The 17,093-nt window shown below is 68.5% G+C and carries 11 protein-coding genes; 3 read left to right on the forward strand and 8 right to left on the reverse strand.

Annotated features, from left to right (window positions below; all coding sequences use genetic code 11):
* Positions 1-7: 7 nt before the first annotated feature.
* The 8 genes from ABD05_RS04400 to ABD05_RS04435 all read right to left on the reverse strand — a co-directional run bounded on the left by ABD05_RS04400 (position 8) and on the right by ABD05_RS04435 (position 11,600).
* Positions 8-2,008, reverse strand: coding sequence for a sensor histidine kinase (locus ABD05_RS04400; RefSeq protein ID WP_047899111.1), 2,001 nt, complete (start codon positions 2,006-2,008; stop codon positions 8-10).
* A gap of 4 nt (positions 2,009-2,012) precedes the next feature.
* Entirely contained in the window at positions 2,013-3,299 is a 1,287-nt protein-coding gene (locus ABD05_RS04405) for a dicarboxylate/amino acid:cation symporter (protein ID WP_047899112.1), read from the reverse strand.
* A 352-nt stretch (positions 3,300-3,651) separates the two neighbouring features.
* Entirely contained in the window at positions 3,652-5,337 is a 1,686-nt protein-coding gene (locus ABD05_RS04410) for a cation acetate symporter (protein WP_047899113.1), read from the reverse strand.
* Between the two features lie 11 nt (positions 5,338-5,348).
* Positions 5,349-5,654, reverse strand: a complete 306-nt coding sequence (locus tag ABD05_RS04415) for a DUF485 domain-containing protein (RefSeq protein WP_014895931.1) — start codon at positions 5,652-5,654, stop codon at positions 5,349-5,351.
* 188 nt (positions 5,655-5,842) lie between these two features.
* On the reverse strand, positions 5,843-7,048 hold the full coding sequence (locus ABD05_RS04420; RefSeq protein ID WP_047899114.1) for a CaiB/BaiF CoA transferase family protein: 1,206 nt from the start codon (positions 7,046-7,048) through the stop codon (positions 5,843-5,845).
* A gap of 30 nt (positions 7,049-7,078) precedes the next feature.
* Entirely contained in the window at positions 7,079-8,221 is a 1,143-nt protein-coding gene (locus ABD05_RS04425; RefSeq protein WP_047899115.1) for an acyl-CoA dehydrogenase family protein, read from the reverse strand.
* 14 nt (positions 8,222-8,235) lie between these two features.
* Positions 8,236-9,444, reverse strand: coding sequence for an acyl-CoA dehydrogenase family protein (locus tag ABD05_RS04430; RefSeq protein ID WP_047899116.1), 1,209 nt, complete (start codon positions 9,442-9,444; stop codon positions 8,236-8,238).
* Positions 9,445-9,473: 29 nt separating this feature from the next.
* Entirely contained in the window at positions 9,474-11,600 is a 2,127-nt protein-coding gene (locus ABD05_RS04435) for a 3-hydroxyacyl-CoA dehydrogenase NAD-binding domain-containing protein (RefSeq protein WP_047899117.1), read from the reverse strand.
* 332 nt (positions 11,601-11,932) lie between these two features.
* Here ABD05_RS04435 and ABD05_RS04440 point away from each other — a divergent pair, with 332 nt between their 5' ends.
* The 3 genes from ABD05_RS04440 (at position 11,933) to ABD05_RS04450 (ending at position 16,975) form a co-directional block, all read left to right on the forward strand.
* Positions 11,933-12,895, forward strand: a complete 963-nt coding sequence (locus ABD05_RS04440; RefSeq protein ID WP_047899118.1) for a LysR family transcriptional regulator — start codon at positions 11,933-11,935, stop codon at positions 12,893-12,895.
* 71 nt (positions 12,896-12,966) lie between these two features.
* A complete protein-coding gene (gene ggt / locus ABD05_RS04445) occupies positions 12,967-14,841 on the forward strand; it encodes a gamma-glutamyltransferase (RefSeq protein ID WP_047899119.1) in 1,875 nt (624 codons plus the stop codon).
* Positions 14,842-15,184: 343 nt separating this feature from the next.
* Positions 15,185-16,975 carry a YadA family autotransporter adhesin gene (locus ABD05_RS04450; RefSeq protein WP_047899120.1) on the forward strand — a complete coding sequence of 597 codons (1,791 nt, stop codon included), beginning with the start codon at positions 15,185-15,187 and terminating at the stop codon, positions 16,973-16,975.
* The last annotated feature ends 118 nt before the right edge of the window (positions 16,976-17,093 follow it).

Below are 17,093 nucleotides of genomic sequence, written 5' to 3' on the forward strand. Positions count from 1 at the left end.
ACCGGGCCTAATGCGAGCCCGCCGGCTCGGACACGGAGTCCGGATGATGCGTGCGCGCGCGCCGCAGCGTCAAGACGAACAGCGCACCGCCCGACGGCGCGTTGCGCGCGGTCAGCGCACCGCCCGCGTCGCTCGCGATCGACGACGAGATCGCGAGGCCGAGCCCGAGCCCGCGCCCCATTTCCTTGGTCGTGAAGAACGGCTCGAACAGGCGCGGCAGCAGGTCGGGCGCGATGCCGGAGCCGTTGTCGCGCACCTCGACCGCGAGCGTCGCGGCCGACACCGCGATCGTCACTTCGACGGCAGGCGCCGCGATGCCCGCGACCGCGTCGAGCGCGTTGCCGAGCAGGTTGATCAGCACCTGCTCGAGGCGCAGGTCCTCGCAACGCGCGACGAGCTCGGGATAGTCGCGCGCCAGATCGAGCGGCGTGTCCTGCGCGGGCGAGACGGTCGCGTCCTGCAGCGTCAGCGTGAGCGCGACGCCGCGCAGGCGATCGCCGAGCAGCGACAGCACGCTGCGCAGCGCACGCACGACGAGCGCCCGCTCGTTGCGCGGCTTCGCGCGGCCGACGAACAGCTTCAACTGGTTCGTGATCTTGCCCATCCGCTCGGTGAGCGCGGCGATCGCCTCGAGGTTCTCGCGCGCGGCCGCCTGCTCGCCGCGATCGAGCAGCACGCGCGTGTTGTCCGAGAAGCTGCGCAGCGCCGCGAGCGGCTGGTTCAGTTCATGCGTGATGCCGGCCGCCATCTGGCCGAGCGCGGCGAGCTTGCCCGACTGGATCAGTTCGTCGTGCGCGGCGCGCAACTCCTGCTCCGCGCGGATCCGGTCGCCGACTTCCTTCTGCAATTGCGCGTTCGCTTCCGACAGATCGGCCGTGCGCTCCTCGACGCGCCGGTTCAGTTCCGCGTACGCCTGCTGCAGCAGCGCGCGACCGCGGATCATTTCGCGCACGCGCGCGCGGCGCATCCGCCAGTAGAACGCCAGCAGCGCGACCGACACGAAGCCGAAGCCCGTGACGATCGTCGCGTTGCGCGCATCGGTGTCGACGGGCGCGATCGGCGCGAGCGTGACGAGCAGCCAGTCGGGCTCGCCGATCCGGCGCTTGCTGGCCAGGAAGCGCGGCGCGCGCCGGCCGGGCCCGAGGCGCACGATCTCCGCATCGGCGCCGAGCGTCTGCTCGACCCGCAGCGGCAGCGGCGTGACGGGCTGCTGCGCGTACTGGCGCGTCTCGTAGATCGACGCGGCGACGGGCCCCGTCAACGGGCGCAGCGTGTGGTACTTCCACGCGGGCACCGACGACAGGAACACGACGCCGTGATCGTCCACGACGACGAGCGGCTCGGACGCATCGGCGCCCTGGAACCATTCGAGATTGAGCTTCACGACGACGACGCCCGCGATCTTGCCGTCGCGCCACACGGGCTGCGAGATGTAGTAGCCGGGATCGCGCGAGATCGTGCCGATCCCGAAGAAGCGGCCGACCTGGCCGTTCATCGCGTCGAGGAAATACGGGCGGAAACGGTATTCGATCCCGACGAAGCTGTCGGGCGCGCGCCAGTTGCTGGCAGCGACGCACAGGCCGTCCGCGCCGATCACGTAGGTGACGGTCGCGTGCGCGTGTTCGTTTAGGTCTTCGAGATAGCGGTTGACGCGTGCGGTGTAGTCGCCGCGCTTCGGCTCGGCGAGCAGGTCCTGCACATACGGATGGCTGCCGAGCAGATAAGGCAGCGATTCGTAGCGGTCGAGCGTGCTCTTGAGCGCGTTGGTGGTGCGGTCGACGCGCACCGCGGCGTTGCGCTGCAGCTCGGCGACGCCGCGTTGCCAGGTAATCGTCCACGTCAGCGCGCACGCCGCGACGAGCGCGGCGGCAAGCACGACGAGGATGAGCAGGCGGCGCGTCACGGTCGAGGCTTCCTGGCGATGCGGATCGCCTATTGTGTCATAGGCATCCAGATTGCCGCCGCGTGCCGCGCCGCCGGCGGGCGGTGCCGCCGCCTGCTCCTTCATGGCGTCAGACGCCGGCCGTCTCGGTCGTCGCAACCTCGCCGCCCTTCAGCGCCTGGCGCAGCTTGTCGCGGTCGAGCTCCTTCTCCCACGCGGACACGACGACCGTCGCGACGCCGTTGCCGACGATGTTGGTCAGCGCACGGCATTCGCTCATGAAGCGGTCGATGCCGAGGATCAGCACCATGCCCGACAGCGGGATCGTCGGCACGACGGCCAGCGTCGCGGCGAGCGTGATGAAGCCCGCGCCCGTCACGCCGCTCGCGCCCTTCGACGTCAGCATCGCGACCGCGAGCAGCGTGAGCTGCTGCATCCACGTCAGTTCGATGTTGGTCGCCTGCGCGATGAACAGCACGGCCATCGTCATATAGATGTTGGTGCCGTCGAGGTTGAACGAATAACCGGTCGGCACGACGAGGCCGACGACCGAACGCGAGCAGCCGGCCTTCTCGAGCTTTTCCATCAGCTGCGGCAGCGCGGCTTCCGACGAGCTCGTGCCGAGCACGATCAGCAGCTCTTCCTTGATGTAGGACACGAAGCGGATGATCGAGAAGCCCGTGAAGCGTGCGATCGCGCCGAGCACGACGAGCACGAACACGACCGACGTCAGGTAGAACGTGCCGATCAGCTTGAGCAGCGGCACCAGCGAGCCGACGCCGTACTTGCCGATCGTGAACGCCATCGCGCCGAACGCGCCGATCGGCGCCAGCTTCGTGACGATGTGCACGATGCCGAACAGCACGCGCGTGAGCCCGTCGATGAAGTCGGTGACGACCTTGCCGCGTTCGCCGAGGTGCGCGAGCACGCTGCCGAACAGCAGCGCGATCAGCAGGATCTGCAGGATTTCGCCCTGCGCGAACGCGTCGACCATCGTGTTCGGGATGATGTGCATCAGGAAGTCGACCGTCGACTGCCCATGCGCCTTCGCCGCATACGACGCGACTTCCTTGCCGTTCAGCGTCGCCGGATCGATGTTGAAGCCGACGCCCGGACGCAGGATGTGCGTGGCCGCGAGGCCGAGCAGCAGCGCGAAGGTCGACACGATCTCGAAGTACAGCAGCGCCTTGCCGCCGACGCGGCCCACCTTCTTCATGTCCTCCATGCCGGCGATGCCGGTGACGACCGTACAGAAGATGATCGGACCGATCACCATCTTGATCAGCTTGATGAACCCGTCGCCGAGCGGCTTCATGTCGGTGGCGAGCGCCGGGTAGTAGTGGCCGAGGATCACGCCGACGATGATGGCGAAGATCACCTGCACGTAGAGGACTTTGTAGAAGGGTTTCTTCTTCACGATGGTTCCTGCTGAAGTAGATGAGCCGATGGAAACGGCGTCACGCGCGCGGGCGAATGCCAGGGGAAGAGTCATTCGCCCGCGCGGCTGCCGTGCCGCAACAAGCGATGCCTCAAGACATCCGGAGGGGGAGGAAGGCAGTGGTCATCGATTGTCTCCTTGTTTAATAGTCAGGCCGAGTGGGCGGCCATGCGTTTTATATCGCAAGGTCGATGCCAGGTTTCCGTAACCCCTCAAACCATTGTTTTCATTGTATTTCTCATAATGCGGCAGGCAAGGAAATCCGGGATTCCGGATTTCCGGAAAATATCCGTCCGGCGATCCGGACGGATGAGCGCTTTGGTCAGACGAATCAGTGCTGCACGGCCTCGCCGGCCAGCAGGCCCGTCTGCGCGTAGAACTCCTGCTGCGCGAACGCGTCGCGCTCGCGCCGCGCGCGCTCGCCGCGATCCGCGAGCGAGCCGACGACGATCCCGATGAACGCGAGCGGCACCGACACGAGCGCCGGGTTGTCGAGGAACACCGGCGCGTGCGCGTGGTGCAGCACGTCGACCCACACCGACTTCGACAGCACCGTGAGCGCCACCGCCGACCCGAGGCCGAGGCCGCCGCCGAGCACCGCGCCGCGCGTCGTCATTCCGCGCCAGAAGATCGACATCGCGAGCACCGGGAAATTCGCGCTCGCGGCCACCGCCGCGACGAGCCCGACCATGAACGCGACGTTCACGTGCTCGAACAGGATCGACAGCCCGATCGCGACGGCCGACAGCACGATCGTCGCCGCGCGCGAGATGCGCATCTCGAGGCGCTCGTCGGGCTTGCCGCGCGCCCACATCTGCGCATACAGGTCGTGCGAGATCGTCGTCGCGCCGGCGAGCGTCAGGCCCGCGACCACCGCGAGGATCGTCGCGAACGTGACGGCCGCGATAAAGCCGTAGAACCAGTTCCCGCCGACCGCCTGCGCGAGCTTCACCGCGACCATGTTCGAACCGCCGAGCAGGTCGTGCGTCAGGTTGAACGTACCGTCGGCGCCGAGCTTGAAGAACTCGGGATGCTGCGCGAGCAGCACGATCGCCGAGAAGCCGATCACGAAGGTCAGCAGGTAGAAGTAGCCGATGAAGCCGGTCGCGTAGAGCACCGACTTGCGCGCCTCCTTCGCGTTCGGCACCGTGAAGAAGCGCATCAGGATGTGCGGGAAGCCGGCCGTGCCGAACATCAGCGCGATGCCGAGCGACAGCGCGTTGGCCGGATCGCGGATCAGCTTGCCGGGCCCCATGATGCCGAGCGCGCCCGGATGCACGGCCACCGCGCGGCGGAACATCTCGTCGATGCTGAAGCCGAATTCGCCGAGCGCGAGCAACACGAGCAGCGTCGCGCCGCACAGCAGCAGCACGGCCTTGATCACCTGCACCCAGGTGGTCGCGGTCATCCCGCCGAAGAACACGTAGACGACCATCAGCACGCCGACGATCAGCTCGGCCGTGCCGTACGACAGCCCGAACAGCAGCTGGATCAGCTTGCCCGCGCCGACCATCTGCACGACGAGGTACAGCACGACGATCGTCAGCGCGTTCGCGGAGGTCAGCAGCCGGATCGGCCGCTGCGCGAAGCGGTACGCGACGACGTCGACGAACGTGAACTTGCCGAGGTTGCGCAGCGGCTCGGCGATCAGGAACATCACGAACGGCCAGCCGACCAGAAAGCCGATCGAGTAGATGAGCCCGTCGAAGCCGAACATGAACACCATCCCGGACAGCCCGAGGAACGACGCGGCCGACATGTAGTCGCCCGCGATCGCGAGCCCGTTCTGCAGCCCTGTGATGCCGCCGCCGGCCGTGTAGAAGTCGCGTGTCGAGCGCGTGCGGCGCGCGGCCCAGCGCGTGAGCGCGAGCGTCGCAAACACGAACGCGAAGAACATCCCGATCGCGACCGGGTTCAGTTCGACCTTGTCGGGCATCGGGCCCGCAACGGATACCGCATGGGCGGCGGAGGAAACGAGAACGGCAAGCGCGCCGAGCGCGATCGATGTGCGTCGCATGTCGGCCTCCGTCAGGAACGCTGCAGGATCGCGTCGACCCGGCGGTCGAACGCACGATTCGCGCGCAGCACGTAGCACGCGGTCAGGCCGATCGCGACCAGGATGATCGCGACGCCCGCGGCGATCCCGACCGTCGTCGTCGCACCGCGGTACAGCGGCGCCGCGAGCACGTGCGGCGCGAGCGCGACGAGCAGGATGAAGCCGTAGTAGGTCGCGATCATCAGCGCCGTCAGCGTGAAGCTGAAGCGGCGCCGCGCACGCACGAGCTGCTGGTAGTCGCGGCGCGCCGTGACCGATTCGATGACGGAAAGCTCCATGTCGTCTCCTGTGTGGACCGGTGTGAGTGCTTCAACACTTGCGCCGGCCCCATGCTTCGCGGTCGACCGGAATCGGCGCTCGAGCGCTGACTCCGGTCCCCGCAGGGCGCCTCGTCGTTTCGCGAGGGTTGTCTTGTAGATGGCCGGCGCGTCAACCGATCCGCCCGCGCCGCGGCGGAAAAACCGCGTTACACGATGCGATCCGCACGCAGCCGCGCGACATCGTCGGCCGACATCCCGAGCCAGCCGCCGAGCACGGCCTCCGTATCCGCACCGAGCACCGGCGGCGCGCCGCGCACCGGCAGCCGCGCGCCGTCGAAGCGGTACGGCGGCGCGAGCACGTCGACGTCGCCCGCGACCGGATGCGGCTGCCGCGTGACGAGCCCCGCGCGGGTCGCGCGCTCGGATCTCAGCGCTTCGTGCAGCCCGAGCACTTCGCCGCACGGAATGCCCGCATCGGCGAGCGCCGCGAGCAGCGTCGCGCGCGACCGGCGCGCGAGTTCGCGGCGAAGCTCGGGCAGCAAATCGGCGCGGTTTTCCGAGCGGCCAAGGTTGGTCTTGTAACGCGCGTCGGCCGCGAGATCGGGCCGCTCGATCGCATCGCAAAAGCGCGCGAACTGCGTGTTGTTGCCGACGGTGATCACGAGCGGGCCGTCGGCCGCGTCGAACACGCCATACGGCACGATCGACGGATGCGCGTTGCCGTAGCGCGGCGGGTCCTCGCCCATCAGCAGCGCGTCGAGCCCGTAGTACGCGGTGATCATCAGCCCGCAGTCGAACAGCGCCATCTCGATGCGCCGCCCGCGCCCGGTCGCATGGCGCTCGTACAGCGCGGCGAGAATCGCCTGCGCCGAATACATGCCGGTGAACAGGTCGACCGCCGCGACGCCGAACTTCAGCGGCGGCTGGCCGGCCTCGCCGTTCAACGCCATCAGCCCGGCCTCGCCCTGCACGACGAGGTCATAGCCGGGCCGCGCTGCCTCGGCGCCCGAACGGTCGTAGCCGGAAATTGCGCAGTGCACGAGGCGCGGATTCAGTTCGGCCAGCGCGTCGTAGCCGAGGCCGAGCTTTTCCGCGCCGCCGAACTTGAAGTTGTGGACCAGCACGTCGGCCTGCGCAGCCAGCTCGCGCGCGACGCGCTGCCCTTCTTCGGTCTGCAGGTCCAGGCAGATCGAACGCTTGCTGCGATTCACGCTGTTGAAATAGGTCGTCTCGGTATCGCCGATCCGCAGCCCCCAGTCGCGCGTGTCGTCGCCGCGCGCCGGATGCTCGACCTTGATCACCTCCGCGCCGAAATCGGCGAGCACCATCGCGCACCACGGGCCCGCGAGCACGCGCGAGAAATCGAGCACCTTCACGCCGGCGAGCGGCAAAACGCGCGGTTCGTTCGTCATCCTTGTCTCCTCCGTTCGCGTGGTCCGCCTTTACTGTTTCGACAGCGCGATGTAGCGCGCGAGATGGTGATCCTCGTCGCCGAGCTGGTGATCGATCATCACGAGGCGCTTCGCGTAATGCGACAGCGGCAGTTCCCACGTCATCCCGATCCCGCCGTGCAACTGGATGCTCTCCTCGGCGACGAGCGTGCCGATCCGGCCGATGCTGACCTTCGCCGCCGCAAGCGCGCGCTCGCGCACCGCGCGCGGCGCATCGAGCTGCGCGGCCGCGTTGATCACGGCCGAACGCGCCTGCTCGACTTCGAGCAGCAGGTCGGCCATCCGGTGCTGCAGCGCCTGGAAGCTGCCGATCGGCATGCCGAACTGCTTGCGCGTGCGCAGGTAGTCGAGCGTGTGCTCCTTCGCGACGTCCATCGCGCCGAGCGCTTCCGCCGACAGCGCGAGCAGCCCATAGCCGAGCACGCGTTCGAGCAGCGCAGCGCCCGCTTCGCCGTCGCCGTCCGGCTCGCCGAGCGCGGCATCGGCCGGCAGCGCGACGCGATCGAAGCGCACCTCGGCCGCACGGCCGCCGTCGATTTTCCTGTAGTCGCGCAGCGACACGCCCGGCGCATCGGCAGGCACGACGAACGGGCCGATGCCGGCCGCATCGTCGTCATGACCGGACGTGCGTGCGCTGACGACGAAGAACGCAGCCTGCGCGGCCTGGTCGACGACGCCCTTCGCGCCCGTCAGCACCCAGCCGTCGCCCGAGCGTTCGGCGCGCGTGCGCACGGTCGTCAGTTCGTAGTGCGAGCCCGGCTCGTCGTGCGCGAATGCGGCGCTCGCGCTGCCGTCGATCAGCGCCGCGAGCTTGTCGCGATGCGCAGCGCCGCCGGCAAGCGACAGTGCGCGACCCGCGAGCAACGCGCCGAGGAACGGCTCGACGACGAGCCCGCGCCCGAGGCATTCGAACACCACGGCAATATCGAAGCCCGCGCCGCCGAAGCCGCCGTCGGCCTCGGGAAACAGCGCGCCGACCGTGCCGAGCTCGGCGAAGCGCTGCCACATCGCGCGATCGAAGCCTTCGGCCGACTGCGCGATGCGATCGCGCACCGGGAACGCGTACTGTTCGGCGATGAAGCGGTTCAACGTGTCCGCCAGCATCCGGCGGTCTTCTGTGTGCTGGAAATCCATCGTCGCGTCCCTCGTTACAGCCCGAGCATCATCTTCGCGATGATGTTCTTCTGGATCTCGTTCGAGCCGCCGAAGATCGACAGCTTCCGGTTGTTGAAGTACTGCTGCGCGGCGCTCGCGGCGTCGTCCGGGCCGACCGGTTCGCCGTCGTAGTCCGCATCGAGCGCTGCGTCGACGAACGGCTGCGCGTACGGCCCCATCGCGCGCCGCATCAGCGACGAAATCTCCTGGCGGATCTGCGTGCCGCGGATCTTCAGCATCGAGCTTTCCGCGCCCGGCGCGCCGCCGCCCGCGACCGCGGCCAGCACGCGCAGGTTGGTCGTGCGCATGTTCTCGAGCTCGATCTCGACACGCGCGACGCGCGCCGCGAAGAACGGATCGTCCGCGAGCGGCCTGCCGTTCTTCGTCACCTTCGCGGCGACCGCGCGCAGCCGGTCGAGCGCGGCCGTCGAGAAGCCGATCCCGGCGATGTTGGTGCGCTCGTACGTGAGCAGGTATTTCGCGTAGGTCCAGCCGCGGTTCTCTTCGCCGACGAGGTTTTCCGCCGGCACGCGCACGTCGGTGAAGAACACCTCGTTCACCTCGTGCTCGCCGTCGAGCGTGATGATCGGGCGCACGTCGACGCCCGGCGTGTTCATGTCGATCAGCAGGAAGCTGATGCCCTCCTGCTTGCGCACGTCGGTCGCGGTGCGCACGAGGCAGAAGATCATGTTCGCGTAGTGGCCGAGCGTGGTCCACGTCTTCTGGCCGTTCACGATGTAGTGCTCGCCCTGCGCGTCGATCCCGCGCACCGCGCTCGTCTTCACCGATGCGAGATCGGAACCGGCGCCCGGCTCCGAGTAGCCCTGGCACCACCAGTCGGTGCCGTCGAGGATGCGCGGCAGCCAGCGGCGCTTTTGCGCTTCGTTGCCGTACTTGATCAGCACGGGGCCGAGCATGTTCACGCCGAACGGCACGATGCGCGGCGCCCCCGCGAGCGCGCATTCGTTGTCGAACAGGAACTTCTGCGCGACGCTCCAGCCGGGGCCGCCGTATTCGCGCGGCCAGTGGCTCGCGAGCCAGCCGCGCGCGTTGAGGATCGCATGCCATTCGCGCATGTCGTCGCGCGTGAGGTGCAGGCCGCCCTTCACCTTGCGCGCGATGCGCTCGGGCAGTTCGGCTTGCAGGAAGCGCTGCACGTCCGTGCGGAAGGCTTCCTCTTCGGGAGTGAAATTGAGGTCCATCTTCGGTCCGTTGCGAATGCGGTTGGCGTTCAGTCGATGCGGTTCAGGCTCGCGAAATCCGCGCTGCGCGCGACGAGTTCGACGATCAGCGGCGACGGCTTCCAGAACAGCGGATCCTCCTTCGCGAACGCGCGGATATCGGCGAGCACGTTCGCGAGGCCGACCGTGTCCGCGTAGTGCATCGGGCCGCCGCGATAGCGCGGGAAGCCGTAGCCGTACAGGAACACCGCGTCGACGTCGAGCGGGCGCAGCGCGATCTTCTCGTGCACGACGTTCGCGCCTTCGTTGATCATCGCGGCGAGATAGCGGCGCAGGATCTCGTCGTCGGTGAACGTGCGCGGCGCGACGCCCTTCTTCGCACGTTCTTCCGCAACGATCGCTTCGACTTCCGGGTCCGGCGTGCCGATACGCACACCGTCCGGATACAGGTAGTAGCCGCGCGACGTCTTCTGCCCGAACCAGCCGCGCTCGCACAACCGGTCGGAAATCTCCACGTAGCGCGCGCGCGGATCGCGCGTCGCCGCGCGGCGCTTGCGGGTCGCCCAGCCGATGTCGCCGCCCGCGAGATCGACGACCTGGAACGGCCCCATCGGGAAGCCGAATTCGCGCACCGCGCGATCGATCTGGTACGGCGACGCGCCGTCTTCCATCAGGTAATCGGCCGCCGTGCGATAGACGGCGAGGATCCGGTTGCCGATGAAGCCGTCGCATACGCCCGCGCGCACCGGCGTCTTCTTCAGCTGCTTCGCGAGCGCGAACGCGGTCGCGACGACGTCCGCGCTGACGCGCGCCGGCACGACGATCTCGAGCAGCTTCATCACGTTGGCCGGCGAGAAGAAATGCAGGCCGATCACGTCGGCCGGCCGGTCGATGCTCGCGGCCAGCTCGTCGATGTCGAGATACGACGTGTTGGTCGCCAGCACCGCGCCCGGCTTGCAGACGCGCGCGAGTTCGGCGAACACGGCCTTCTTCACGGCCATGTCCTCGAACACGGCCTCGATCACGACGTCGGCCTGCGCGAGCGCGTCGTACGACGTGCTGCCCTTGAAGCGCGCGAGCCGCGCCGCGTGCGCGGCCGGCGTCATCCGCCCTTTCGCGACGAGGCCGTCGTACACCTTCTCGACGTGCGCGCGGCCGCGTGCGAGCGACGCTTCGTCGCGTTCGATCATCGTCACCGGCAGCCCGGCGTCGAGCGCCGCGACCGCGATGCCCGCGCCCATCGTGCCGCCGCCGACCACGCCGATCCGCTCGACCGGTCGCGCGCTCGCGCGCCGCGCCTCGGGTGCCTTCGCGGCTTCGCGTTCCGCGAAGAACGCATGCACGAGGCCCGCGCGCTGCGGGCTGTCGATGCACTGCAGGAACAGGCTGCGTTCGAACTTCATCCCCGCGTCGAACGACTGCGTGAGCGCGGCCTCGACCGCTTCGACGATCTTCGCCGGCGAGAACAGCCCGCGCGACTTCTTCGGCAGGTCCGCGCGCGCCGCATCGATCGCGGCCTGCGCGGCCGCCCGATCGGCGAGCCCCTGCGCATCGCGCGTGCGGCGCGCCAGCGCGCCGAGCGACACGAGTTCCTGCGCATACGCGAGGCCTTCGGCGAGCGTGTCGTCGCTGTGCGCGACGCGGTCGACGAGGCCGAGCGCGAGCGCTTCGTCCGCACTCGCGTGGCGGCCCGTCAGCATCAGGTCGAGCGCGGCCTTCGCGCCGATCAGGCGCGGCGCACGCTGCGTGCCGCCCGCGCCGGGCAGCAGGCCGAGCGTCACTTCGGGCAGCCCGAGCTTCGCGCCGGGCACCGCGAGCCGGTAATGCGCGGCCAGCGCGACTTCGAGCCCGCCGCCGAGCGTTGCGCCATGCAGCGCGACCACGACCGGCTTCGTGCCCGATTCGATCCGCTCGCACACGTCGGGCAGCGACGGCGGCACCGGCGGCTTGCCGAATTCGCGGATATCGGCGCCCGCGATGAAGTTGCGGCCGGCGCCGACGATCAGCACCGCGCGGATCGCGTCGTCGGCCTGCGCGGCGTCGAGCGCGTCGGCCAGGCCGCGCCGCACGTCGGCGGACAGCGCGTTGACGGGCGGGTGGTCGATCGTGACGACGAGCACCTTGTCGCGCCGCTCGCGCGTGACCGTGCCGGCCTGAGGTGTTGCGGATGAATTCATGGTTTCTCCTGTCGGCCCGAGTTAGCGCTTTAGCGCTTACTCGGGCCCCATGCCGTGGATGGTCGGAGTTGGCGCTTCAGCGCCTACTCCAACCCCTCGGCGGTCGGCCCGACTTGGCGCTTTAGCGCTTACTCGGGCCCCATGCCGTGAATGGTCGGAGTTGGCGCTTCAGCGCCTACTCCAACCCCTCGGCGGTCTATGCACCAGACATGCACCGATTCTCGATTGATCGAGATTCATTGACAATTCCCTCTCGCCTTTACAAGCTGTCAAGTCTGACTTGACACTGAATGCTTTCCGACCGTTAAACGGGACGGATCAGGAGCGAACGCATGGACCTGAACGCGCTGACGCTGCTCGTCGAGATCCTCGACGCCGGCAATCTCAGCAAGGCCGCGCAGCGGCTCAAGATGAGCCGCGCGAACGTCAGCTACCGGCTGAACCAGCTCGAGCGCTCGATCGGCCAGCAGCTCGTGCGGCGCACGACGCGGCGCATCGAGCCGACCGAGATCGGGCTGAAGCTGTACGAGCACGGCCGGCGCATCCGCAACGAGCTGCTCGCCGCGGAGGAATCGGTGACGACGCTCGGCCAGGACCTGCAGGGCCGCGTGCGGCTGTCGGTGCCGAGCGGTTATGGGCAGATGGTGATGTCCGAATGGCTGCTCGCATTCAAGCGGCTGCACCCGGGCATCGTGCTCGACGTCGTGTTCGAGAATCGCGTGGAAGACCTGATGCGCGACGAGATCGACATCGCGGTGCGCGTGATGCCCGAGCCGCCGCAGAACCTCGTCGCGCGCGACATGGGTGCGGTGCGCTACGTCGCGTGCGCATCGGCCGCATTCGCGGCCGCGCACGGGATGCCAGCGAGCCTCGGCGCGCTGGCCGCCGCGCCCGTCGTCACCGCGACGGTGATGGGCCGCCAGCTCAGGATCGCCGCGTATCTCGGCGACGAGCGCCACGAGGTGCTGCTCGAGCCGACGCTGATTTCGGAGAACTTCCTGTTCCTGCGCCAGGCGATCCTCGCGGGGATCGGTGTCGGCATCGTGCCCGACTACGTGATGCAGGACGACATGCGGCGCGGCGCCGTCGTCACGTCGCTCGACGCGTACCGGCTCAGCATCTTCGGTACGCACATGTACATGCTCTACATGCCGAACCGGCACCACACGCGCGCGACGTCGACGTTCATAGAGTTCATCCTCGAACAGGCCGGGAAGACCGGCCGGGGCGGGCCCGGCGGGATGCGTCAGGGTTTCCTGTCGGGTGACAATCCGCCGGCCGCGCGGCGACAATAGCGCGCCGGGGCGCGCCGCCCCGTTGCGCCCGCACCATCGCTTCATTCGAATTCACTGCTGCCGAGGGTTCAATGTTCGACCGGATTCGTCCGCATTCGCGTCCCTGGACGCTGCTCGCCGCCATCGCGCTCGTCGCGTTCAACGCCGGCTGCACGTCCCCGTCCGCGCCGTCGGGCGCCGTCGTCCCGGTTGCCCCCGCGTCGGGCGTCGCCGTCCCGCTGCCCGGCTTCCATGCGCCCGAGCTGTCGTCCGGCTGGGTCGACAAGCCGGGCTGGACTTCGCAGCACAGCATGATCGCGGCCGCGAACCCGCTCGCGACGCAGGCCGGCTACGAGATGCTGAAGGCCGGCGGCACCGCGATCGATGCCGCGATCGCGACGCAGATGGTGCTCGCGCTCGTCGAACCGCAATCGTCGGGGATCGGCGGCGGCGCGTTCATGCTGTACTTCGACGGCAAGGCGACGCAGGCGTACGACGGCCGCGAAACCGCGCCGGCCGCCGCGACCGACCGCCTGTTCTACGGGCCGACCGGCCAGCCGATGAATTTCTACGAAGGTGTCGTCGGCGGTCGCTCGGTCGGTACCCCGGGCGTGCTGCGCATGCTCGACGCCGCGCACCGCGCGCACGGCAAGCTGCCGTGGCGCCGGCTGTTCCAGCCGGCGATCCGGCTCGCCGAACACGGCTTCACGATCAGCCCGCGGCTCGCGATGCTGATCGCGAACGACAAATACCTGAAGAACGACCCGGCCGCGCGCGCGTACTTCTACAACCCGGACGGCACGCCGAAGGCGGCCGGCACGGTGCTGAAGAACCCGGCGCTCGCGACCGTGCTGCGCCAGGTCGCCGACCGCGGCGCGAATGCGTTCTACACCGGCGCGATCGCACGCGACATCGTCACCAAGGTGCGCAAGCACCCGACCAACCCGGGCCTGCTGTCGCTCCAGGATCTCGCGCGCTACCAGGCGAAGGTGCGCGCGCCGCTGTGCGCCGACTACCGGCGCTCGGTCGTCTGCGGTATGCCGCCGCCGTCGTCGGGCGGCCTCGCGATCGCGCAGATGCTCGGCATCCTCGAAGCGATGCCCGACTGGCAGCAGATCGGCGCGCAGAAGCCGGTGCGCAACGACGTCGGCTACGAGCCGACGCCGTTCGCCGCGCACCTGTTCAGCGAAGCCGGCCGCCTCGCGTATGCGGACCGCGCGCGCTATGTCGCCGATCCCGATTTCGTGCCGCTGCCGGGCGGCAACTGGGCGAGCCTCACCGACAAGACCTATCTCGCGCAGCGCGCGCGCCTGATCGGCGACAACAGCATGGGCATCGCGCAGGCCGGCACGCCGCAGGGCGCGACACTCGCGATGGCCGACGACCGCAGCCCCGAATTGCCGTCGACGTCCGACATCGCGATCGTCGACCGCTACGGCCAGGCGCTGTCGATGACGACGAGCATCGAGGATGCGTTCGGCTCGCGGCTGATGGTGCGCGGCTTCATGCTGAACAACCAGCTCACCGATTTCTCGTTCGTGTCGAACGACAACGGCCGGCCGGTCGCGAACCGCGTGCAGCCCGGCAAGCGGCCGCGCTCGGCGATGTCGCCGGAGCTCGTGTTCGACAAGAAGACGAAGCAGGTGACGATGATCGTCGGCTCGGCCGGCGGCCCCGCGATCATCAATCATGTCGCGAAGACGCTGGTCGGCGTCCTCGACTGGGGGATGACGATGCAGCAGGCGATCGCGCTGCCGAACGTCGGGTCGATGAACGGGCCGACGCAGCTCGAGCGCGGCCGCGTGTCGGACGCGCTCGCCGACGGGCTGAAGGGCCGCGGGCACGACGTGCAGGTCGTCGAGATGAACTCTGGGCTGCAGGGGATCCAGCGGCTGAACGTACAGGGGCAGACGGTGTGGTTCGGCGGCGCGGACCCGCGGCGCGAAGGGATGGCGATGGGAGAGTGACGGACGCCCCCGTCCGCGGCAGCGCGCGCGAGCCGTCGCGCGCCGCCCCTTGCATCACGCATACCGGCAACCGATTTTCCGTAGCCGCACATCGAATCGGCAACCACGCGCCGCGCGCCAGCATTCCCCTCCATGAGATTTGTCCTATTAGAGACGTCGCTACTTTCGTAACCGTCTGATCGACGGTGCATTCGACGAACCGTATATTGCCCGTTTCGAGGCCATTCGATACGGACATGGCGTCACCGACGGCGGTACGTCGTACCTGCTCCGTTCAGTGAGTCGCGCATGCGTCGTCCGGTCGTCTGGCACACGACACCAATCAATCAGGACTACGACTCATATGACAAGCGTCACCGCCATTCGCTCCGGTATTCCGCCCGCAAGCTCGCGCGCTTCGATCAAACAGAAGCGCACACCTGCCGCCAGACTCACGACACTCGCGCTCGCCGCGCTCGCCGCGCTCGCACCGTGCTACGGCCATGCCGACGACCTGATCCAGACCAACCTGATCATTCTCGGTGGTACCGGCGGCGATCCTAGCGCGACCGGCGCCGGCTCGATCGCAATCGGGCCGGGCGCGAAAGCGCTTGGCGAAACCGGCGCCGACAACTCGGCGATCGCGATCGGCGCGAAAGCCGTTGCCGACGGGCGAGCTACCGTCACCGTCGGCGAAAACGCGAACGTCCACGGCGATCGCTCGAGCGCGTTCGGCGTGGCGTCGAACGTCAATGCGAACCGCGGCCTCGCGCTCGGCGCCGACACGAAGGTCACCGCGCACGGCGCGGTCGCACTTGGCCAGGGCAGCGTCGCCGACCGCGCGAACGCCGTCTCGATCGGCGACGCAGGCAGCGAGCGCCAGCTCGTCAATCTGCGGGCCGGCACGCGCGCCACCGACGCAACCAACCTGTCGCAGCTCAAGCCCGTCGTCGACGCGCTCGGCGGCGATGCCACTGTCGGCGCGGACGGTACCGTTCGCGGCCCGAACTACGCGATCGACGGGAAATCGTTCAACAACGTCGGTAATGCGCTGACGAATCTCGACGGCCGCGTCACGACGATCGACGGGCGCGTCTCGACGGTCGAAACCGACGTCAAGTCGATCCGCTACGACGTCGACGACCTCGGCGCGCGGCTCGACAACGGCACGACTGGCCTGGTCCGGCAGGACCCGGCGAATCTCGCGATCTCGGTCGGCGCCGACAAGGGCGGCACGTCGGTCAGCGTCGCCGGCGCGAACGGCACGCGCACGCTGACCGGGCTGTCGAACGGCACCGGCGATACCGACGCCGTGACGGTCGCGCAGCTCAAGGCGGCCGGCCTGATCGACCCGAATGGCAAGCCGCTCGGCGCGATCGTGTACGACGACCTGACGCTCGGTAGCGCGACGCTCGGCGGCGTCGGCGGCACCTTGCTCGACAACGTCAAGGGAGGCGCAATTGCGGCGGGCAGCATGCAGGCCGTCAACGGAGGGCAACTCTTTGCGATGGAGCAGAAATTCCAGAACAGCGTCGATTCACTGAATTCTCGTCTGACGAATGTCGAGCAGAACGGCCCCAGCGTCAAACCGCCGATGGGCGAGCATGGCAACCAGTTGGCGCAGCTCGGCGACGGCTCCGGAGCGACCGGATCGAATTCGATGGCGCTCGGCCAGAACTCGAACGCATCCGGCAATGGCGGCGTCGCGCTCGGGAACAATGCGACGGCATCGGGCAATAATTCGGTCGCGCTCGGCGCGAACTCCGTCGCCGACCGCGACGACTCGGTCTCCGTCGGCTCGCCCGGCCACGAACGACAGATCACCAACGTCAAGGCCGGCACCGCGCCGACCGATGCCGTGAACGTGCAGCAGTTGAACGACAAGATCGGCAGCGTTCGATCCGACATCGATCACTACCGGCGCGACGCAAGCGGCGGCATCGCGTCCGCCGTCGCGATCGCGAACCTGCCGCAGGCGTCGCTGGCGGGCGAAAGCATGGTATCGGTTGCCGGCGGCACGTACAGTGGTCAGTCGGCCGTCGCGTTCGGCCTGTCGACCGCTACCCGCAACGGTCGCTGGGTCGTCAAGGCGTCCGGGTCGACCAATACACGAGGCACCGTGGCAGTCGGCGCCGGCGCAGGCTATCGCTGGTAAGCCGTCGCGGCATTGCCGTCAGCATCATTCAGAACGGGCCGGGTTTCGATCGACACGAAACCCGGCCCATTCTGTTCACGACCCTGTACGCTCATCGCCGTCACGCCCCGCGCCATAC

The sequence above is a fragment of the Burkholderia pyrrocinia genome (assembly GCF_001028665.1).
Taxonomy (GTDB): Bacteria; Pseudomonadota; Gammaproteobacteria; order Burkholderiales; family Burkholderiaceae; genus Burkholderia; species Burkholderia pyrrocinia.